General features: G+C 41.2%; 15 protein-coding genes and 1 other RNA gene. 7 read left to right on the top strand and 9 right to left on the bottom strand.

The window, feature by feature from the left end; all coding sequences use genetic code 11:
- Nucleotides 1-127: 127 nt before the first annotated feature.
- From PSH41_RS11440 to fabB, 4 genes are all read right to left on the bottom strand, one after another.
- A complete protein-coding gene (locus tag PSH41_RS11440; RefSeq protein ID WP_273589073.1) occupies nt 128-4,387 on the bottom strand; it encodes a FimV/HubP family polar landmark protein in 4,260 nt (1,419 codons plus the stop codon).
- A 352-nt stretch (nt 4,388-4,739) separates the two neighbouring features.
- Nucleotides 4,740-5,756 carry an aspartate-semialdehyde dehydrogenase gene (locus PSH41_RS11435; protein WP_248450616.1) on the bottom strand — a complete coding sequence of 339 codons (1,017 nt, stop codon included), beginning with the start codon at nt 5,754-5,756 and terminating at the stop codon, nt 4,740-4,742.
- Nucleotides 5,757-5,801: 45 nt separating this feature from the next.
- Complete coding sequence (locus PSH41_RS11430) at nt 5,802-6,923, bottom strand: 4-phosphoerythronate dehydrogenase (RefSeq protein ID WP_273589072.1); 1,122 nt, start codon at nt 6,921-6,923, stop codon at nt 5,802-5,804.
- A gap of 112 nt (nt 6,924-7,035) precedes the next feature.
- On the bottom strand, nt 7,036-8,250 hold the full coding sequence (gene fabB, locus PSH41_RS11425; RefSeq protein ID WP_004588393.1) for a beta-ketoacyl-ACP synthase I: 1,215 nt from the start codon (nt 8,248-8,250) through the stop codon (nt 7,036-7,038).
- 181 nt (nt 8,251-8,431) lie between these two features.
- Between fabB and mnmC the strand changes: the two genes are divergently transcribed.
- The 4 genes from mnmC to PSH41_RS11405 all read left to right on the top strand — a co-directional run bounded on the left by mnmC (nt 8,432) and on the right by PSH41_RS11405 (nt 13,262).
- A complete protein-coding gene (mnmC, locus tag PSH41_RS11420; RefSeq protein ID WP_273589071.1) occupies nt 8,432-10,441 on the top strand; it encodes a bifunctional tRNA (5-methylaminomethyl-2-thiouridine)(34)-methyltransferase MnmD/FAD-dependent 5-carboxymethylaminomethyl-2-thiouridine(34) oxidoreductase MnmC in 2,010 nt (669 codons plus the stop codon).
- A 269-nt stretch (nt 10,442-10,710) separates the two neighbouring features.
- On the top strand, nt 10,711-11,034 hold the full coding sequence (locus PSH41_RS11415) for a hypothetical protein (RefSeq protein WP_029772569.1): 324 nt from the start codon (nt 10,711-10,713) through the stop codon (nt 11,032-11,034).
- 169 nt (nt 11,035-11,203) lie between these two features.
- A complete protein-coding gene (locus PSH41_RS11410; protein WP_273589070.1) occupies nt 11,204-11,839 on the top strand; it encodes an NAD(P)-binding oxidoreductase in 636 nt (211 codons plus the stop codon).
- Nucleotides 11,840-12,194: 355 nt separating this feature from the next.
- Nucleotides 12,195-13,262 carry a hypothetical protein gene (locus PSH41_RS11405; RefSeq protein WP_273589069.1) on the top strand — a complete coding sequence of 356 codons (1,068 nt, stop codon included), beginning with the start codon at nt 12,195-12,197 and terminating at the stop codon, nt 13,260-13,262.
- A gap of 86 nt (nt 13,263-13,348) precedes the next feature.
- On the opposite strand, the gene ssrA is transcribed toward PSH41_RS11405, so the two are convergent.
- Nucleotides 13,349-13,705: a transfer-messenger RNA gene (gene ssrA / locus PSH41_RS11400) on the bottom strand.
- 266 nt (nt 13,706-13,971) lie between these two features.
- Between ssrA and PSH41_RS11395 the strand changes: the two genes are divergently transcribed.
- Nucleotides 13,972-15,597, top strand: a complete 1,626-nt coding sequence (locus PSH41_RS11395; RefSeq protein WP_054983045.1) for a DUF342 domain-containing protein — start codon at nt 13,972-13,974, stop codon at nt 15,595-15,597.
- On the opposite strand, the gene rnt is transcribed toward PSH41_RS11395, so the two are convergent.
- Nucleotides 15,581-16,273 carry a ribonuclease T gene (rnt, locus tag PSH41_RS11390; RefSeq protein ID WP_029774102.1) on the bottom strand — a complete coding sequence of 231 codons (693 nt, stop codon included), beginning with the start codon at nt 16,271-16,273 and terminating at the stop codon, nt 15,581-15,583. The genes PSH41_RS11395 and rnt overlap by 17 nt on opposite strands.
- A gap of 363 nt (nt 16,274-16,636) precedes the next feature.
- On the opposite strand from rnt, the gene PSH41_RS11385 reads away from it, so the two are divergent.
- Nucleotides 16,637-17,515, top strand: coding sequence for a flagellar protein MotY (locus tag PSH41_RS11385; RefSeq protein WP_054983043.1), 879 nt, complete (start codon nt 16,637-16,639; stop codon nt 17,513-17,515).
- A 13-nt stretch (nt 17,516-17,528) separates the two neighbouring features.
- Here the strand turns inward: PSH41_RS11385 and PSH41_RS11380 are convergent, their stop codons facing one another.
- Nucleotides 17,529-18,416, bottom strand: a complete 888-nt coding sequence (locus PSH41_RS11380; RefSeq protein WP_273589068.1) for a DMT family transporter — start codon at nt 18,414-18,416, stop codon at nt 17,529-17,531.
- 206 nt (nt 18,417-18,622) lie between these two features.
- Here PSH41_RS11380 and PSH41_RS11375 point away from each other — a divergent pair, with 206 nt between their 5' ends.
- The gene (locus tag PSH41_RS11375; RefSeq protein WP_273589067.1) at nt 18,623-19,825 is read left to right on the top strand and encodes an aromatic amino acid transport family protein; all 1,203 of its coding nucleotides are present in this window, start codon (nt 18,623-18,625) and stop codon (nt 19,823-19,825) included.
- 44 nt (nt 19,826-19,869) lie between these two features.
- On the opposite strand, the gene ggt is transcribed toward PSH41_RS11375, so the two are convergent.
- Complete coding sequence (gene ggt / locus PSH41_RS11370; RefSeq protein WP_273589066.1) at nt 19,870-21,543, bottom strand: gamma-glutamyltransferase; 1,674 nt, start codon at nt 21,541-21,543, stop codon at nt 19,870-19,872.
- 96 nt (nt 21,544-21,639) lie between these two features.
- A complete protein-coding gene (locus PSH41_RS11365) occupies nt 21,640-22,176 on the bottom strand; it encodes a GNAT family N-acetyltransferase (RefSeq protein WP_273589065.1) in 537 nt (178 codons plus the stop codon).
- Between the last annotated feature and the right edge of the window lie 57 nt (nt 22,177-22,233).

The raw sequence follows: 22,233 nt of genomic DNA, 5'->3' as shown, positions 1-22,233 counted from the left end.
AGCTTTTAACGTCTTGGGTTTAATAAACATCTAAAACTAATTAAGTGCTTTTATAGGTTAGAGTTATTCGTACCTATAAAAAAACCGCATTAACAAAGCTAATGCGGTTTTTATAATCATGAATGCTCTAGTTAAGTTTAGCTTTTAAACTTTGCGCTTCTTCTTGTACATCTTCAGGGCCACTTTCAATAACATCTTCAATCACTTTAAGGGCTGAGTCAAAGTCGTCAATTTCAATGTATGCTCTTGCCAAATCAAGCTTGGCAGAATAACCACCGCTTTCTAAGTCAACATCTGTTGGGTTATCGCCTGCCAGTAACGAATCAAAGTCACTTAACCCTACGTCCATATTAACCTCGTCATAGGGTTCGTGCTCAAGTACTGAGTCATCGCTTTGCTCAAGTAGCGCGTCAATATCAACAAAATCATCGGTTGTAGCCTGCTGATCATTTTGCGAAGGCTCTTCTTGCACCGCTTTCGCTTCAACTTCAGTGTCTAAGTCTTCGTTTAATAGGCTATCAAAGTCGACATCAAATTCGCTGCTATCTTCTAAATTTAACTCATCCGGTTCACCTAACTCACTAAGCAACGCATCAAAATCGGTTTGCGTTAAGTCAGCCATAAATTCATCGTCTAGCTGCTCGTCGGGTATAACGTCTTCATTAGTTTGATCATCAGCAGCCTGTGTTAGCTCGGCTTCTAATTGCGAATTTGTTATTTCATCTTCAACGTATTCTGAAAGTGCTTGTTCTAAAATTGCATCGTCAAAATCAGGTTGTTCCTGCGCACTATCCTTTGCTTGCGCTTCACCTAGAGGTTCCTCTTGCGGTAAAGGCGCATCAAGCTCATCGTCAATCAGCGGCTCGTCATCTAGGTCGGCTTCTAACGCATCAATACCAGTGTTACCAGCAAGTGCATTTGCTAAGTCTTGCTCAGCTTGGCTTGGCGCCATACCGCTTGCTTGTCCATCAAGTTCATCACCTTGTAACTCTTGCGGACTATATGATTGCTGAGCATCTAAATCAATTTCGTCATCGTTATCAAGCTCTAACTCAGGGTACTCGTCAAGTTCTTCACTTGGAGTTACTTGCTCATCTAATAAAGCATTAAGCTCGTCGTCTAGCTCATCAACGCTTTGCAATAAATCATCATCGAAAACCCCTTCGTCTTCATCCGTATTTTCAGATAAATCTAGCTGGCTTTCATCATCAAAGTCGTCTTCTAAGCTATCTAATTCACTGCCTGAAAGTGCGTTTGCTAAGTCTTGTTCAGCTTGGCTTGGCTGCATGCCTGTTGCATCACCATCAAGCTCATCTCCCAATAACTCATCAGGTAGATATTGCTGTTGCTCTGTTACATCTAACGTCTCGGGCTTATCATCTGAAAAGTCTATATCATCACTAAGCGTATCATTTACAGCATCATTTTCAGGTTGAGTATTTAAAAGCGGACTCGCTGGTGTTTCTGGTGAATCAAGCGGATCGTCACCTAAGTCAACCTCTACCTCTTCAATGTCATCATCAAGATCATCTAACGCCCAATCAGGGTTTTCAACATAGTCTTCGTCTGTAGCCTGCTGTAGCTCGTTGAGTAATTCATCAACACTTTTTAGGGTATCGTCAGTGTACTCTTCCTGTGCATCTTCTGGGTCGAGTAACGTTTCTGAACTATCTGTAAAGTCAGTGTTTTCAAGCAAGTCAGCATCAAGCTCTGGTTCCTCGAGAAGTTCAGGCTCGTCTGCAAGCTCGGGCTCATCTGCAAGCTCGGGTTCTTCTACAAGCTCTGGTTCCTCGAGAAGCTCAGGCTCCTCTTCAAGCTCAGGCTCTTCTTCGAGATCTGGTTCTTCCCAAAGCTCAGGCTCACCTTCAAGCTCTGGCTCATCTGCAAGCTCGGGTTCTTCTACAAGTTCAGGTTCTTCTACAAGTTCAGGCTCATCTACAAGTTCAGGCTCATCTGCAAGCTCTGGTTCTTCTACAAGCTCTGGTTCTCCTGCAAGCTCTGGCTCATCTACAAGTTCACGCCCATCTGCAAGCTCTGGTTCCTCGAGAAGCTCTGGCTCATCAATAAGTGAAGACGCTAATGTTTCAATATCATCTTCGTCAAAATCTTCCTGTGCATCAGCTAGATCTTCGACTGAATCAGCTAATGCGCTATCAATATCTCGCTCTGTATCATTATCTGTTGCTACTTGAGCGGCAGGTGAATCTTCAACTTCATCAATTAGGCTGTCTATGTCGTCTAAATCAAAGTCATCGCTTTCTTCAACTAGCGCATCAGCAGGAGCTTCTTCGGTTGTATCGCCGGCTTCATCAATTAAGCTGTCTATGTCGTCTAAATCAAAGTCATCGCTTTCTTCAACTAGCACATCAGCAGGGGTTTCATCAGGTGTATCGCCTGCTTCATCAATTAAGCTGTCTATGTCGTCTAAATCAAAGTCATCGTTTTCTTCAACCAGCGCATCAGCAGGGGTTTCTTCGGTTGTATCGCCGGCTTCATCAATTAAGCTGTCTATGTCGTCTAAATCAAACTCATCGTTTTCTTCAACCAGCGCATCAGCAGGGGTTTCATCAGGTGTGTCGCCCGCGTCATCAATTAAGCTGTCTATGTCGTCTAAATCAAAGTCATCGTTTTCTTCAACCAGCGCATGAGCAGGGGTTTCTTCGGTTGTATCGCCTGCGTCATCAATTAGGCTGTCTATGTCGTCTAAATCAAAGTCATCGCTTTCTTCAACTAGCGCATCAGCAGGGGCTTCATCAGGTGTATCGCCCGCTTCATCAATTAAGCTGTCTATGTCGTCTAAATCAAAGTCATCGCTTTCTTCAACCAGCGCATCAGCAGGGGTTTCATCAGGTGTATCGCCGGCTTCATCAATTAAGCTGTCTATGTCGTCTAAATCAAAGTCATCGTCTTTTGGTGATTCTTTATCAGCTTGTTGATCTAATAATTCATCAATATCAAAGTCATCATCCTCTTCTTGGGCTAGCTCTTCGCTTAAGGCGGCCAACTCATCATTGCTTTCTAAGCTGCTATCTGCGGTAGGTTGCTCAACCTCAGGCAAGTCAATTTCAGGCAGGCTATCGTCCTCGTCAAATAAATCGTCTAGGTCGTCACTGCTTAAAATATCGTCCGAATCTTTTGTATCATCTAGATCAAGGTCAATTTCATCATCTTGTTTTTCATCTACAGGTTCATCAAAGCCCTGCTGCATGAAAACGTCTAACTCGTCCCCTTCACTGCCTTCGTCATCAAAAACAATATCATCACTTAATAGGCTTTCTAATTCGTCTTGATCGAGCAAGTTTTCTGAATCAGAAAATTCATCGTCTAACGCATCATCGAGAGAATCATCAAATGCAATATCATCCTCTGGCAAAATATCGTTGCTATGATTGTCATCTAGTTGAATATCTAAATCATCAAGCGGGTCAGGAATGATTGGATCGTCTAACGCATCATTACTTTGCGGCTCGTCTTCGGTAAAGCTGGGCGTTTGTGGCAGAAAATCATCGTCATCTTGAGTTTCTTCGTCTTTGTTGGCTCGCTTTCGTAAAAACATCACCACAGCAAAAATAATTAATAACGCAGGAATGGTCATTAATAAAATAAGTACAAGTGGGTTAGACATTAAAGCGCCTAGGTCAAAAGATTCTTCTTTTGGTACTTCTTGCACTTTTTGCTGAGCTATTATTTCGTTTTGTTTTTCTATTAGCTCTTTTAGCTGCTTTTGAATTTCGCTGTCTTGACCTAGCTGTTCTTTTACATTGGCGAGCTCTTTTGAAATACCCGACAATTGTTTTTTGAGATTATTATTCTCAGCTAATATTTCTTCTACATTATTAACCGAGCTTTTAAATTGCTGCTGCAGCTCTACAAGCTTATTACCTTGCTGCGTTTTTATTTCATTTAATTCTTTTTGGATTTCTTTTTTAGCGTCGTCAACATCGGCTTTACGAGCTTGTGTTACTTTAGTTTGCGCGGCGTTAATTTCACTGGTGGTTAGTGTGCCATTTTTCTTTTTTTCCCACAGCGCGTCATCTTGCTCTGAGCGTTGTTTAGCAAGCTGTGGATTTACGCGCCTAATTTCCGCTAAGGTGGGTATTTTTAAATATGCACCACTTTGCATGTGGTTTAGGTTTTGTTCTAAAAAAGAATTAGGGTTCTTGTTATACAAGGCTTGCATAACTTGGTAGATACTAACTGAGTTATCTGGGCGTACTTTGGCAGCAATACGCCATAGTGTATCGGTTGGCTTTATAGGCCCTATTGATCGCCCTTGCGCACCATAGTCAGCGCCTTTTGGCCCCTTTAATTGGGTGCTGTCTTGAGAGTAAATTGGAGTTACTACCAATGCAGACGCTAATATAATAAGTGAAGCTAAACCGCGCATGCTGATCCTTTAATGTGTAAATGTTAAATGCTTTGCTATTTATTTAGCTGCTCAACATTAATTATTCTTGCCGTAACCAGCCAAATAGCTGATCTACATTTGTTATTACAATCTATTTTTATTGCAAGCTCTATTCCAGTTACAAACTATAAACCAGTTGCGGCCTAATATCCATTGCAACGCTTTGAAAATAAATACCTTAAAACTTTATTCTTAATACTATTTTATCGTGATAGATCAAGGCGTTTAGTTTAGTAGCAACGCTAAGCGGCAATAATTTGGCTCCCTTAAATACAAAAGCGGCAAACTATAAAAGTTTGCCGCTTAATTTACACACAATATTAGTGGGTATTTATAAGTAGTTAGCGATTAACTCTTCCGCTATTTGCACACTATTAGTGGCAGCCCCTTTACGGGTGTTATCACTTACAACCCACATATTTAAACCATGAGGGTGCGAAATATCGGCGCGTAAGCGGCCCACATAAACTGTATCATTACCACTAGCGTCTGAAACCGCGGTTGGGTAATCGCCCTCATCTTCAATAAGCTCGACTCCTGGGGCATCATTTAAAAGCTGTTTAACGTGCTCAAAGTCATACGGCATGCGTGTTTCAATGTTGATTGACTCAGAGTGGCCAAAAAATACAGGTACACGTACACAGGTTGGGTTAATAGCAATAGTGGTATCACCCAAGATTTTATGCGTTTCGTTTACCATTTTCATTTCTTCGCGCGTGTAGCCGTTATCTTCAAAGGTATCTATTTGAGGGATAACGTTAAATGCAATTTGCTTAGGAAAAATTTCGTTTTCCATTGGGCGAGCGTTCATTAAATTAGCTGTTTGCTTTGCTAATTCATCTACGGCTTCTTTACCTGCACCAGATACAGCTTGGTATGTAGATACATTAATGCGGTCAATACCATAAGCATCGTAAATTGGTTTAAGCGCTAGCATCATTTGAATAGTAGAGCAGTTAGGGTTTGCAATAATATTGCGGTTTCTAAAGTCTTCAAGGCTTGCTGCATTAACTTCTGGTACCACTAGAGGTACTTCAAAATCATTTCTAAAATGTGAGGTGTTATCAATTACAACACAGCCCGCATCGGCTGCAATTGGCGCGTATTTTTCTGATACACTGCCACCAGCTGAAAACAAACCTATGTGTGCTTGGCTAAAGTCAAAGCCTTCTACGTCTTGTACTTCAATGGTTTCACCACGAAACTTTATGTCTTCACCTGCGCTGCGGCTACTGGCTAGTAAAAAAAGTTGGTCTACCGGAAATTTACGATCTTCCAGGGTTTCAATAATTTGACGACCTACTAAGCCTGTAGCGCCAAGTACAGCAACGTTATATTTTTGCGACATATTTTATCCTCTTTAAGCAGTGTTAAAACAACACTACTAGTTAAATTAGTTTGCGGTGTTAAAGCCAAGCTGAGCGAGTGCATCTGTATGCTGTGCACTCCCTTTTACCGTTAAAGTGCTAAACTCACGCCTTACTGGGTAGTTTTTACGTAAACTATCAAACCCGTCTTTTGCTAAGTTGCGCAGCAAAATGCCATCATCACGGCGTACGTCGTAAATTAAATGCACTAAACGCGCAATATCAGCCTCAGTAAAGCTGCTTTGTAAACTTAGGCTTGTAACAGCAGGTTGTGGTAAAAAATCAGCAAGAGATTTTTCTGCGGTTACGCCTTTTAATTTACACAATGCTTGGTACAGCATTTGTGTGCCGCGGGCTTTTCCTTCAAGGGTATGGCCGGCAATGTGCACGCTGGCATAGCGCACATGATCAAGCAATGGAATTAAAATGTTAGGCTCGTTTTCCCAAACATCCAAAACCAAATCTAAGTCTGCCCCTTGCTCCATAACCGATAACAAAGCTTGATTATCAATTACTTCTCCACGGCTCGCATTTATAACTGCTAACCCAGGCTTTAACGCTTTAAGGCGTTTTTCATCAATTAAATGATGCGTTTTGTGCTTACCGGTTTTAATCAGCGGTACATGAAAGGTAACCGCATCTACGCGCTCAAGTAGTTCGTCAAGCTCAACATGCTCGGCTAATAATCCCTGCTCATGTTTAATTGGGTCACATAATAAAACATCAACATTAAGTGCTTTTAGTTTTTGTGCTAAACAGCTGCCAATGTTACCCACCCCAACAATACCTATTGTTTGACCACTTAAAGGGGCTGCGTTTTCTTGGCTTAAGGCAAACAAGCTACTTATTACATACTCAGCCACCGCAATTGCATTGCAGCCAGGGGCACTACTAAAGGCAATACCTTTATCGTTTAGTAACTGAGTATCTATATGATCAACACCAATAGTGGCGGTACCTACAAAGCTTAATTTATTAGCGTGGGCAAGCAAGTCACTGTTTACTTTAGTAACCGAACGCGTAAGTAATACATCAACATCAATTAACGCATCGGGTGCTAAGTTTCGTCCATCAAAGCGCGTTACCTCACCAAAGTCTGCAAAATACTGCTCAACTAAAGGCATGTTTTGATCGGCAAGAATCTTCATTGGGGAGTCCGTATGGCAAAATGAGGCGCTATTGTAACGAACAACCGAGCCATTACACAAACTAAAAAGCCGAGCAATGCTCGGCTTTTAATCACTATAAAGAGAAAACGAATTAACCTTTATATTTGCTCATAACTAATGTGGCGTTTGTACCACCAAAGCCAAAGCTATTAGACATAACAGTATTAAGCTGTGCATCACGGCGCTCAGTTACAATGTTAAGGCCTTGTGCTTGCTCATCTAGCTCATCTACGTTAATAGATGGCGCTACAAAGTCGTTTTCCATCATTAAAATTGAGAAAATAGCTTCGTGAACACCCGCAGCACCCAGTGCGTGACCCGTTAATGATTTAGTCGCACTAATAAGCGGCGAGTTACCACCAAACACCTCTTGAATAGCGCCTAGCTCTTTAACATCGCCTACTGGCGTAGAGGTACCGTGCGTGTTTAAGTAATCAATTGGTGTATCAACACCTTGCATTGCTTGGCGCATACAGCGTACTGCGCCTTCACCTGACGGTGCTACCATGTCGTAGCCATCAGATGTAGCACCATAGCCTACAATTTCTGCGTAAATATGTGCGCCACGAGCAAGTGCATGCTCAAGCTCTTCTACTACAACAATACCGCCACCAGCAGAAATAACAAAACCATCGCGGTTTGCATCGTACGTACGTGATGCTTTTTCTGGTGTTTCGTTATATTTGGTAGATAACGCGCCCATTGCGTCAAATTCCATTGCAAGAGTCCAGTGGAGCTCTTCACCACCACCGGCAAAAATAACATCTTGCTTGCCTAATTGAATTTGCTCAACAGCGTGGCCAATACAATGTGCAGATGTTGCACACGCAGAGCTTATAGAATAGTTAACGCCTTTAATTTTAAATGGCGTTGCTAAACAAGCCGATGTCGTGCTTGCCATCGTACGCGGAACCATATAAGGACCTACACGCTTTACGCCTTTTTCGCGCAAAATATCGGCCGCTTCTACTTGCCACTTTGAAGAGCCACCACCAGAGCCAACTAATAAACCCGTGCGCTCATTAGATACTTGCTCATCAGATAAGCCAGCGTCTTCAATTGCTTGCTTCATAGAAATATAAGAGTAAGCAGCAGCATCACCCATAAAGCGCATTGCTTTACGGTCTACGTGTTCTTTAACATCAATATCAATTTTGCCCGATACATTACTACGTAAGTTGTAATCGGCAAATTCTTGGTTAAAAGCAATACCGCTTTTGCCCGCTTTTAGTGACTCTAATACTTCTTGTTTGTTATTACCGATGCTTGATACAACACCGATACCCGTAATTACGGCTCTTCTCATGGGTAATTCCCTTAGCTTGATACTAAATTACTGTGTATTTTACGCTGTTTTTAGGTGTTAAGTGGTCAGCTTTCTAGCGTACACCTGTACTCTGAATTTAATAGCTTATAAATAACGCCAGACTATTTCAAAGAAAACCCGTAAAATAATTAAAAAATACTGTCTAAAAATTTAATAAGTCATGATAAAAAACGCCCAAATACACTTTAATGAAGTAGGCACACCAGTAGCCGATAACTTTGACGATGTTTATTTTTCTAATGACGACGGCCTTGCTGAATCGCATTACGTGTTTTATCAACAAAACAATATACAGGCGCGGTTACAAAATCATGACCAAACGCATTTTGTTATTGCCGAAACCGGTTTTGGTACTGGTTTAAACTTTTTAAATGCATGGCAACACTTTAATGACCACCTTGCCAATCAACAAGTTCAAAATCAAGTAGACAAACGGGTTAAGCGGTTGCATTTTATCTCGTTTGAAAAATACCCGCTTAATGCTGATGATCTAAAAAAAGCACTGCAAGCGTGGCCAACATTAAACAAGCTTAGTGACGAATTAATAACGCACTACCCTATAAACTTAGGCGGCTGTCATCGTATAGAATTTAATAACGGCCAAGTTATTCTTGATTTGTATTTTGGCGACGTGCTTGATTCAATAAATGCAATGAGCTACCCGCAATCAGGGGTGGTCGATGCGTGGTTTTTAGATGGCTTTGCACCAAGTAAAAACCCTGACATGTGGCAACAAAGTGTGTTTAATGCCATGGTTGATATATCGCGCAAGCATGCAACACTTGCCACATTTACCGCTGCAGGCTTTGTACGCCGAGGCTTAATAGCTGCGGGCTTTAGCATGCAAAAAGCGAAAGGCTTTGGCCGTAAACGCGAAATGCTGATAGGCCAATTAGCACACGCTAATAGTGCACAGTCATCCCCCCCGTACTTTGAACAACCCCCTGCCAAGCTAGAGCATGTTGCTGTAATTGGCGGTGGGATTGCGAGTAGCTGTATTTTGCACAGTTTGGCTAAGCGTGGCATTAAAAGTAGCCTATTTTGCCAAGATGAAAAACCAGCTATGGGCGCTTCACATAACGTACAAGGCGCGGTTTACCCCCATCTGCAAGCTAAAAACTCACCTCATAGTGAATTATTTGCGCACAGTTTTTTATACGCTAAACGCAGTTACCAGCAACTACTAAAAAACGGCTTTAATTTTGATTATAGCTGGTGCGGTGTACTGCAACATGCGGTTAAAAAGCCTCTTGCCGATAAACATCAAAACTTAGAACAAAAACAGTTATGGCCTCAAGCCTTAATGCGCAATGTAACTGTAGAGCAAGGAGATAAACTGGCAGGCGTAAAAACCGGCTACTCCGGCGTTTATTTTGAGCAAGGCGGTTGGGTAAACCCACCCCAGCTAGTTGAGGCAATGCTAAAAGCGGCCAAAAGCCTTAACCCTATTAATAGCTATTTTAATTGCCATATACAGCAGCTTACTAAAACCGATGCAGGCTGGTATTTAACCCACAAGCATACCCGATATGGCCCTTTTAGTGATGTAATAATATGTGCAGGTGAGCATAGCGATGCGTTTGAACAAACAAACGCATTACCTATTGTAGGGGTACGTGGTCAAGTATCGCATATTCAAGCGAGTGAACAATCTAAGCAGCTTAAAACCGTGTTGTGCCATAAAGGTTATTTTACCCCCGCCTATTTAGGTAAACACTGTATGGGCGCTACATTTGAAAAAAACACAAAAAGTCGCGCCGTTACAGAAAAAGACAACCAGCTAAACCATGAGCAACTACTTAGCTTTTACCATCAAAGCGACTTTGCCACCACATTAGGTGACATTACCTGTGCTAAAGCAGCTGTGCGCTGCACGTTTATAGATCACTTACCAATGGCAGGACAATGGTGTGAGCAAAGCGATTACAGCACCGCCTTTGCTAATTTACGCCTAGGTAAACGCTATCAATACTCACCTCTATGCAAGCCACAACAAGGCTTACATATTTTTACTGGGTTTGGAGCGCGCGCATTATGCAGCGCACCGTTATTAAGCGAGCACTTTATTAGCACGTTAAATAATGAACCTCGCCCACTCAGCGAGCGTGTAAGCCAGGCCATTCACCCTGCGCGTTTTATAGTGCGTGATTTAATACGAAATAAAATTTAAATGACATCATTCATTTTTTGCGTAAAATAATAACCATAAAAGGAATTTATACCAATCCGCTTAATTAAGTGATCAATTTTGAGGCTGAAAAAACGTGTTGATAGCTAGGTAAAAAGTTCGCTATTTAGTTGTTCTAAATAAGAATTTTTTAAAACAGGTAGCGACACGGTTAGCACCGCAAAATGATCAAGTATTATTGTGCACTGGTATTATATAACCAATGCACACCATATGTATGAATGCGGATGGGTATCAATAAAAGGATCACAATGAAAGCTTTAACCTGTGCTGTAACATTACTCGCCGCTATATCGTTTAACACATTTAGCCAAGACGTAACCGCCATCCCCTTACCTGAAGAATTCATAACCACCATGGATGTAACTGGCGAATACCCGCTGGTTAGAACAGGGTATTTAGCTGCTTCTATTGATGCTATTTCTAAGTTTTATCAGCAGGCCCTTGGTGATCCCATTAACAGCAAAGGCGATAATAACTACCGCACCCTTTACTATAACTACCAAAACCATGCTGTTCGCATCAGTTTATACCATCATAATTATGTTACCGAAGTCAGCATAATGATTGAATAAACACAGTAAAAAGCGGCTAATTTTCATGCTCAGTTCAGACTCAATTTTTATTTACTTTTAAATAACCACTTTGTAGAGAAAAACAGCGTTTTACCCTTTAAAAACGAATGCCTACCCCAAGGTCTATTTGTACTAAATACCTTTACACTAAATTGAGAAGGAATTAATTATGAGTAAGACCCTAATTATTGGCGCTAGCGGGCAAATTGGTAAAATGGCAACCAAGTTGCTTTTAAACAATGAGCAAAATGTATCTGCATTAGTGCGTGATAAAAGTAAGTTAGATGATTTAGATAGTCCATTTTTAAGCATTGTGGAGCAAGATCTCGAAGAAGATTTTTCTGGTGCGTTAAAAGATTGCGATCAAGTTATTTTTGCTGCTGGCTCTGGCGGAAGTACAGGCACAGACAAAACCGTGCTTATTGATTTATGGGCAGCCACCAAAGCAGCAACGTATGCTAAAGAGCATGGCGTAAAGCATTTTATTATGATTAGCTCTATTGGCGCTGACGATCCAGACTCAATAGAAAGTGACTTAAAACCTTACTTAGTTGCCAAACATATGGCCGATGAGCACCTTATCAACAGTGGCTTAAACTACACCATAGTGCGCCCTGGTGGGCTGACCGATGAAAGCGCCTCAATGAAAGTAACCACCGAGCGTCCAAACGATCGTTCTAAAGCTAAAATTAGCCGCGAAAACGTTGCCAATGCCCTATTACATATTGCTACTAACGCATTTAATGGCAACCGTGTTTTTGAACTATTTGACGGCGAAACGCCCATTAAAGCAGCAGTAAAATAAACACTCTGGTTGCCCTTTGTAAATCCCCTTGCAAAGGGCAACGTATTTAAATGCTAAATCGCACGCGCCCTCCCTTGCTTCACTATATTTATTAAATGTAAACAACACGTTTAAATCGCTTTATAAAAGCCTACACACCGCGTTCCTAATAAAACAACATGAAAAACAAGCACTTCCACTAAAATCACCACAAAACAATGCGTTAAAAACTCAACAGAGTAAATTTTGTTCAGGCTTTATTACTAGTTTAATAAGGCTAAATACTAGAAACCCCTTATTTTATCTGGTAAATTAACAGCGTGTTAAAACAATAATAAAAATTCCTCAATGGAAGTTGCACGAATAAGGACATAGCGTGAGCGCCTCATTTAAAATTATTTTTAATGGTCAGTTACACCAAAATGCTGACATTAGTACCGTACAAGAGCAACTCTGTCAGTTTTTAAAAATTCCTCATAATGTCGCTGTAAAATTATTTGATGGCCGAGCCTACGCACTCGTCAAAGACCTATCAAGTATTGATGCAGTTAAAACAGAATCTAAACTAAAAAGTTTTGGTTTAATCACCAAAGTAGAACCGCACGCAAGTGTAAGGGCACCCCAAAGAGCCGCGGGTACCAAACTGGTTGTTGCTCACAATGAGCCTGCAGTAAAAAACACAGCTAATACAATAGCAAGCATTAAAAAGGCCGGCGTAAATAGCCCTGCCACCCTGCCCAAACTTGCACTGCAAAGTGCGTTATTTTTTTGCTATAGCCTATTATTCATCTGCCTTATCTGCTCAGCAGTAATAAGCTTTAACACACTTAAAATGAGTATGATAGACAGCTCATCAGCTTCGCCCTCAACAACATTAAATTACGTTCATTATAAGCAGTACTTAGCAAATCAAAAAAAGCACCTAGAAGTCACCTTGCCTAACACCCACAGCACAAATGAGCTTAACCAAGGGGCGCAGCAAAAAATTGATAGCTATTTTGCTCGCTTTTCAGCGCACATAAACAGTTACGCAAAGATTCTAAAGCAACCAAATATAAACAGCATGGGCGCAGAAAGGTTAAAGCAGCACCTACAAGAAATAGATGCGCTAGGCACTGAACATGTATTTTGGGAGCAGTTAATTAACCTTGCTAAATCGCTTAATAACGACGCCTATGTAATGAGCAAGCTTGATAATGATAACCCTGATAAAATTCAGTGGATCAACGCCGTTGATTGGATAAGCCAAAGCTACATTAGGCAACAACAAAATAAGCCTGACGCTTTGCCCGTCACACCTACAAACACACAACTCGCCAAGTCACCGATATTAGATTTAACTCTACTAATTAGCTTAATGTCGTTTTTAACGCTTATTATTATTAGTATTAAAATGAAAGTAAGGTCGATAAAAATGAAGCTAGCCGCTACAAGCACAGAATAAATTAAAGCCATAAAAAAACCGCCAACTTGATTGCTCAAATTGGCGGTTTTTTATGGTTTTTAAGTAACGAACTTAAATACCTGTATTGGTGGAGCTGGGGGGATTTGAACCCCCGTCCGAAAAGCCTCGACCGTCGGTACTACATGTTTAGTATTGTCATTTAATTAACCTTTAAATCCCGGACAAACACGGTAGATAAAGGCGAGGCCGCTTAGTTTTAACGCTTCAACCCCGGCCAGGGTTTCCGTCGCGATCAGGTGTTAGGGTGACACTCCAAAATCCAGTCCACAAGAATACTTGGAAGGAGCGCTAGCCAGCCTAAGCTGCTAGAGAGTAGTTATCGTCGTTTGCGATTACTTTAAATTGCGGCTTTTTTACGAGGCAAACCGCACCTCGACATGCACCTCAGGCTTCTTGAATTCCGTCGAATCCTAATCAGCCCCTGAAATATGAATTTCTTTCAGTGAGGGCAGTATAACTGAGTAAACGACTGATACTCAAGGGGTGTGACACTTTTATTTTAGCTAACTGAATCAACTGAACAGTAAACAAGCACAAGTTTGTAAAAAAGCAAACAAATACTGAACATTTACTTAACATACCGGTCAAGTTGTGCTCAAATAAGGAGTTAAATTTTACACTAGCTATAAGGCTTTAGTAGTAAAAGTAATAATCATAATAACAGGCATATTACGTAGGGAATTTATAAATGTCGGTTTTTTTATTTAATGAACAAACGGGTGAGCTGGCGTTATCTGCACACCCTATTGATAATGGATTTCCGGTAACGAGTGCTCAACTTATTGAGCTGCTTGAACAGTCGGATTATTGCGAGTTTGAAGTACTCTCTGGCAATATTGGTAAGTTATTTTCACCGAGTAAAAATTATCAGCAAGAATCATTAGTAATTGCCAAAGCCACGGACGCGAGCATTGTTATTAACGTTGATGAAAAAAACATGGTTGCAGAGGCAACGCTTACCACGGCCAAAGGCGGCGCATTACTCTCTATGGAGGCAGCTCAAGCAGCTTTAGTTAAAGCCGGTGTAAAAAAAGGCATTAGTCCTCGTGCACTTGATACGTTTTTAGGTCAGCAGTTTTCTCACCCTGCAGGTACATCATACAGCGCTATTGTGGCTCATGGCCGAAACCCTAAAGAAGGTAGTGATGCGAGGTTTGTTCGCCTTTGCTCTACAGCGCAAGACCGCGTACTTAGCCCCCAAGCAAAAGAAGGTGGCAAGGTCGATATGAAAGACCTTGGCGCGATTATTACGGTAAAACCCGGCACCCCTTTAATGCAGCGAGTAGCAGCTACTCCAGGTGAAGATGGCTATACGGTTTTTGGCGATATGATCAAGGCAACACCCGGTAAAGAGCATCAATTACAGCCCTTTGAAGGCACAAAAATAGATCCTAATAACCCAAACATGCTAATTGCCGATTGTAAAGGTGTGCCTGTGGCCTTACCTAGAGGCATGCGGGTTGACGATGTTTTGTGTTTTCATAATGTAGATGTAAGTACAGGTCATGTTGATTTTGATGGCAGTGTAATTATATCTGGTGACGTAAAAGATGGTATGCGGGTTAAAGCCAATGGCGATATTACTGTATTGGGGTTTGTTGAATCAGGCACGATTGAAAGCCAAAGCGCGGTAACTATTATGCTCGGCGCTATTGGCCGTAAGCGTGAAAATGAAGAAGCATTTACTTGCGAAATTTCAGCCCAGCGTACTATTTCTATTGGCTATGCCCAGTACTGTAATATTAAAAGTGCGCAAGATTTATTTATAGAACGCCAAGCATTGCATTGTAATTTAAGTGCAAGGCGCTTAATACGTGTTGGTAAAGCAGGTAACCCTCGCGGCAAAATAATTGGGGGCAATATTCTTGATGCTATGCGTATTGAAACAGGTGAGCTAGGTGCGCCGGCAGGGACTAAGACTCGTGTGTTTTTAGCTCAAAACTGGCATGAACTGCGCTCAAAGCAGTCTCAAATAATTGATTTTGAAAAAGTGTTAGCAAGTAAAACATCTGCACTTAAACAAGCTAAAGAAAAAGCGATAAAAATTCCAGTTGCAGCTCAACGCCAACAGCTACTAGATAAAATTGCCGCTAATGAGCAGCATATAAAAACTCGCGCCATGCACGTACAACGTCAAAAAAGATTGGTGAAGCAAAAAATTTCTCAGCTATTGGCAACTAGCCGACTTAAAATTAATGAAATAATGCACCCAGGTGTGGAGCTTAAAATAGCAAAAGACACAAAACAGTTTTCGCGTATTTACCCACCCCACTTAGTAAAACTTTCTGAGGGAAAAATCACTCAGTCGTTTTAGTATCCTCTTCGGTGTTTTCAGTTTCCTGGGCGTCACTTTCAGGTAGTGGCGCTAACGGCCAGCCCCCTAGCTCTTGCCAACGGTTTACTATTAAACAATATAGTTCTGCTGTGCGTTCTGTATCGTAAAGTGCCGAGTGTGCTTGGCTGTTATCAAACTCAATCCCCGCGGCTCTACATGCTTTAGCTAGTACCGTTTGGCCTAAAGCTAACCCTGCAAGCGAGGTTGTGTCGAAACTCACAAATGGATGAAATGGCGTACGCTTAATATTGTTACGCTCAATGGCTGCATTTAAAAAGCCGTGATCAAAGGCGGCATTGTGTGCCACTACAACTGAGCGTTGACACCCAGCAGCTTTTTGCGCTTTACGTACTGCTTTACAAATTTCTTTAATTGCTTCGTCTTCTGGTACAGCGCCGCGCAACGGGCTAAACGGGTCTATGCCGTTAAATTCAATTGCGGCTTGTTCAATATTAGCGCCTTCAAAAGGCTCTACATGAAAATGAACGGTATGATCTATGCTGAGTAACCCTTCGTCATCCATTTTTAAAATTGATACGGCAATTTCAAGTAAGGCGTCGGTTTCTTTATTAAAGCCGGCGGTTTCTACATCAATAACAACAGGAAAAAAGCCGCGAAAGCGTTGTGCGAAAAGTGTTTGCTCAGTATTTGCCATAGTCTTCTTGGTTTATGAGGATAAGCTCACTATTATGTCAAAATTGGGGGCTACTCGGCTAGGGCTTTATAAATTATTTAATTAATATATTGTAGGCATGCTATTTGCTTTTAAATAACTGCTAATTGTATTGGCTGTTATTAATCCCCATCGCATTAAATTACGGATACCAGTATGGCGCTTAAAAAATAGCGCAATAACAAGGCGAAAATTATTTATAGCTTTGTTTTACATCAGTAAGTTTAACGCAGTGAGCGGGCTATTTAATACGATACGAAGATTATGTTTTTAATTAAGTTGGTATAGAGCCCTACTTTAGCCGTACGCCAAAATATTGGCTTAGTAGATTAACCGGAGCGTTTTATGAAGTGTAAGTTGTTTTTTATTAGCGTAAGCCTTGGCACCGCATTGATGAGTTATTCATCGCAAGCGGCTATGCGCCAATACAGCGCAAATCAAGATAACTCCAATTGGGAAGTTATAAAAACAACACGCTTACAGTGCCAATTAAACCACGAAGTGCCCTACTACGGTGAGGCCATATTTAAGGCATCGGCTAGTAAAAACAAAAACCTAACTTTTAATCTAGATATGGTTGTGCGCCCCGACAATTACGATATAGCCGGTTTAAAGGCGGTGCCACCAGCATGGCGTTCAGGCCTGCCCGCGCGTGATATAACCACGATGAAGTTACTTAAAAAGTTTGATGGTGAGCTTGGTAATAAAACCGCATGGGAAATGCTAACTGAACTTGAAAAAGGGTTTCATCCTACCTTTTACTACCAGGACTGGCAAAATAGTGCCGACAAAATTGCCGTTGGTATTTCAAGCGTTAATTTTAAACAAGCCTATTGGGCGTTTTTACAGTGCCGCGATGAACTTTTACCATACAGCTTTGAAGATATTTCATTTACTGTAATGAATTACCAATCAAATAGCAGCAAGCTCACTAAAGAGTCGCAAAAGCGCTTAGATAAAATTGCTGAGTATTTAAAAAATGATACCAGTATTGAGTCTATAAGTATTGATTCGTATACCGATAGCTACGGTGGCCGTTGGAATAACTTAGATTTATCGCGTAAGCGTGCTAAAGCTATAAAAGATTATATGGTCAGCTTAGGGGTTGATGAGGGCAAAGTAGAAACCACAGGCCTAGGTGAAAAACGTTTTGTTGATACTAACGAAAATATTTTAGGGCGAAATAAAAACCGTCGTTTAATTATTCAAATAGCAAAAATGTAACCGCCCTAAACTGCTAACTACCGCTGCGCCGCTTTATGAGCTTATCGCCAAACTGAAAAAACGTTAGGCTCAAAAATATAATTATGGCTCCTATAATAAGCTCCTGACTTAAAGGCTCGTTATTAAGTAATGCGCCTAGCGCTAATGCAAAACTTGGTGTAATTAAACTACTTAAGGCTACAGTACTGGCGTTTAACTTTTGTAATACATGAAAATACGCTAAAGCCCCTACAATCGAGCCAAAAATACCTAAATACGCAATACTCCATAACGAGCGAGCACTCCAATAGTCCATACTTATTTGCCCATCTACCAGCCACCACAACAGCCCAAATAAAGGAGTAACAAAAACCAGCGCTCCAAAAGTGGTTGCCATAGGGTGAATAGCAATTTTTACACGTTTGATCATCACCCCACTAAGACTAAATAAAGTAACCGCCATTAACACATACATCAGCCCTACGCCCTGAGTTTGTGAGGTTTGTAGCTGGTTATAACTTACAAAATAAAGGCCTATTAATGCACAGCTCAGCGCTATTAATTTAATAGGGCTAAATTTAGGCTCATTAAGTAACCTTTGTGCTAAAAAGCCAGAGAGAATAGGCGCAAGGCCAAACACTAACGAAATAATACCTGAAGGTACTGTGGTAGCAGCCATGTAACTTAATGACATACCTCCAAAAATACCCAAACTGGAGTATGCATATAACGTGCACGCGTTTTTGCTCCAAGGTACACGAATATTGGCTATAGCAACAATTAACCCAGCAACAAATAAGCCTATAATCATGCGCATTAAAACGGCGAGCGTTGGTGCTACAGTTTCACTGCTCCATACAATACCTAATGGCGTAGTACACCAAATAATGACAAGTAGTAAATAAGATAATTTAACTGGCACACGCCATTCCTTTGCACTGAGGAGGTAGAAACCCTATTAAAGTAAATTATACGCGCGAAAGTAATACGCAGTACATATATAAACGTCTAAATACAGCTGTAAATTCATAGTTACATTATTATTTACCGGCATTTATTACAAAACTATTTATGTTTTAAGTAACTAGTTATATCTTGAGTGCCTCTCACACATTTTAGGATAGTTAAGTGCTTAAAAATAAAACAATAGGCAGCATGTTAATTGTTGCAGGCACCACCATAGGCGCAGGTATGCTGGCATTGCCAATAGCCTCTGCAGGGCTTGGATTTAATACCGCGCTTGCACTGATAATAGCCAGTTGGTTATTGATGACCTACACCGCTTTATTAATGCTAGAGCTCCACCAATACGCCCCTAGAGATGCAACGTTAAACACCTTAGCAAAGCGCTGGTTAGGAAAGCGCGGCCAGTACGTAGCTAACTTTTCGATGATATTTTTGTTTTACGCCCTGTGCGCAGCCTATATAGCCGGGGGGGGCGCGCAGTTGCAGTCGCGTATTAGTAGTGATTTGAGCATAAACATAGCGCCACAAATTGCCTCTATTGTTTTAGCCATTGTAATAGGTAGCGTGGTTACTTTAGGCACCAGTAAAGTAGATAAACTTAACCGCGTGTTATTTACGATTAAAATTTTAGTACTAGGCAGCTTGTTTTATATGCTTACACCCTATGTACAAGGTAAGCACTTACTTGAAATGCCCGTTGAGCAAGGGCTGATTTTATCTGCCTTACCCGTTATTTTTACCTCATTTGGTTTTCATGGCTCTATTCCGTCAATTGTTAAGTATGTGGGGCTGGAAACAAAAGTATTGCGTAAGGTAATGATTGCAGGGGCTGCTTTACCTTTAGTGATTTATATTTTTTGGCAACTGCTTAGCCAAGGGATTATGCAGCAAAGTGATTTACTCAATAGTAATGGCTTAACAGGCTTTGTAGAGAGTGTGGCAAATATTGCGCATAATCCGCAGGTAACAAGCGCTGTTACACTGTTTGCCGACTTAGCATTGGCCACCTCTTTTTTAGGTGTTAGCTTAGGGTTATTTGATTTTTTTGCTGATACATTTAATAAAGGCGACACCAAATCAGAAAGAATAAAAACCGCACTAATTACTTTTATTCCCCCTTTAGGGTTTGCGTTATTTTACCCTCAGGGATTTATAATGGCGCTAGGCTATGCAGCCATCGCCCTTGTGGTATTAGCAATATTTTTACCGGTTTCTATGGTGTATAAGCAGCGTAAATCGGGCCCTCAAACGGGATACCAAGTGCGAAGTGGTAATATGGGTTTAGCGGTGGCAGGGCTGTGCGGCGTTGTAATTATTGTCGCCCAATTTATGCAAATGTTGGGATTAGTACCCGCTATTGGTTAATAACAAAACTAACCCCTTTAGCTTAAAGGGGTTAGTTAAAAATGTTAAAATACCCGAGACTCACCACGGCCTGTAGCCTGAGAAGCTGCTTGTAACTCACCGTCTTTATTTACAATAACCTGCAAATCGCCAAAACGGCGCTCATCCAGTGTGTAGCCCATTTTTATAAGTTCAGCTTGAGTGTTTTCACTGAGCCCTGCGTGTGTTCTGATTACGTTTTTAGGCCATAACTGATGATGAAACCGCGTGCTATTAACAATATCGTTGGCGCCCATGTTAAATTCAACCGCATTTAAAATAGATTGATACACCGAGCTAATAATTGTTGTGCCCCCAGGCGAGCCTGTGACCATTTTAACGCTGTTGTTTTTGAGCAGTATGGTTGGCGACATTGAGCTAAGCATACGCTTTTGAGGCTGAATTTCATTGGCTTTACCGCCGAGCGCACCAAAGGCGTTCATTACCCCAGGTTTAGCGCTAAAGTCGTCCATTTCGTCATTTAATATAAAGCCTGCACCTTCAACCACAACGCCACTACCAAAGCTTAAATTAATCGTTGTGGTATTGGCCACTGCATTACCCATTTTATCAATAATAGAAAAATGCGTGGTTTGTTCACTTTCTTTGAGGCCTGGTTTTATGTTTTCGGTGGTTGAAATAGCTGTTAAAGAAATATCTTTACTGCGCGCTTTTAGGTAATCAATATGAGTAAGCTCAGTCACTGGTACATCAAAAAAGTCCGGATCGCCCAAGTACTCTGCTCTATCGGCAAACACACGTTTACCTATTTCAGCAAGTAAATGTACATATTGAGTAGAGTTATGTACCAGCCCCATTTCGCTTTTTTTAAGCTCAAACATTTTTAGCCACTGCAAAATAGCTATTCCGCCAGAGCTTGGTGGTGGAGAGGTTAATACTTCATAACCGTTCCAGTTAGCTTTAATCGGCGTGCGCGACACAGCCGTGTAATTAGCCAAATCAGTTTGGTTAATAATGCCGCCGTGCTGGTGCATAAAGTTGGCAATAATGCGGGCTGTTTCGCCTTTATAAAACCCGTCTTGACCGTTATCTCTTATGCGCTTTAAAGTAGCGGCTAGCTCAGGCTGTTTAAAAACCTGATTTGCTTTTATATCTGCAAAATAGTGTTTAAAATTTACATTTATATTTTGTTTGTCTAAATGAGCAATGTATTGTGCGACCCCCTGAGCCAATTTGGGCGGCACTTTAAAGCCTTGCTCTGCTAAGGTAACCGCAGGCTGTACTAATGTTTGCCATTTTAAGGTGCCGTGTTTTTGATGAGCCAGCCACATACCGGCTACGCTCCCTGGTACACCACTTGCGTGAATACCATAAATTGACTTGTTTTTAATTACATCGCCCTTGGCATCTAAATACATATCTCTGTGCGCTGCTTGGGGAGCGGTTTCGCGATAGTCTATAAAGTCGCCTTTTCCCTCTTTTTGTATAAGCATAAAGCCTCCCCCGCCAATATTTCCGGCTTCGGGAAGCGTTACCGCTAATACAAATTGCGCAGCAATAGCCGCATCAACGGCATTTCCACCTTGCTCTAAAATAGCTTGTGCTGTATCTGCACTAAACGAGTCAGGCATTGCGACAGCGCTTTTAGTAACTTGCTCCGCCTGCACGCTAAATATACAAAATTGTGCAATCAACACACTCTTAACAATGAGCCGGCTTGGTCGAAAAAATAACCCCATAAAACATCCTTACTTTATTATTTGAATCTCGCTTGGCTCATTTATGCATACCACAGAACGTTAGGTCAATGTTTATACAAGTGATTTTTTTGTATGCTATAACGCCTTTGCGTATAAAACGGCATCCAAATCGCCTTGTTCATCAGTGTGTATATAGTTTTTAACCCAGGTAAATCCCAGCTTTTGCATGACGCTAATTGAAGCTTTATTATCGGCCAGTGCCATTGCCGATAGTGTTTTTATCTCTGGCTGTATTTTTAAGGCGTTACATAATGCACTAGCCGCCTCCGTTGCATAACCCTGTCCCCAACTAGATTGCTTAAAGCGCCACCCTATTTCAATATTTGTAAAATCGGGAGTTTGAGTAAAAAAGTGCATAGGCCTAATCAGCACCCACCCTATAAAAGAGTCCTCTTTTTTAAGGGTGATTTTCCACAGCCCCCAGCCTTTGTTTGCATTTTTATAGGCAAGCATTCTGGGGATCCCTATTTCTTTAATTTGTTTTAATGTCGAAGGCGTTCCTCGGTTTATGTATTTCATTACCGCGGGGTCTTGATCTAGTTCATGCAGCAGCGGCCAATCGTGTTCATTCATTAATTTGAAATTTAAGCGTGTTGTTACAGGTGTGTTCATCTTCGCTGTTCTATTATTAAGTGGAATTAATTATTTGTCTCTAAGGAGAGATAGCAC

Source organism: Pseudoalteromonas sp. CST2, assembly GCF_028599385.1.
Lineage (GTDB): Bacteria > Pseudomonadota > Gammaproteobacteria > Enterobacterales > Alteromonadaceae > Pseudoalteromonas > Pseudoalteromonas atlantica.
This window is presented reverse-complemented; position numbering and strand designations above follow the sequence as displayed.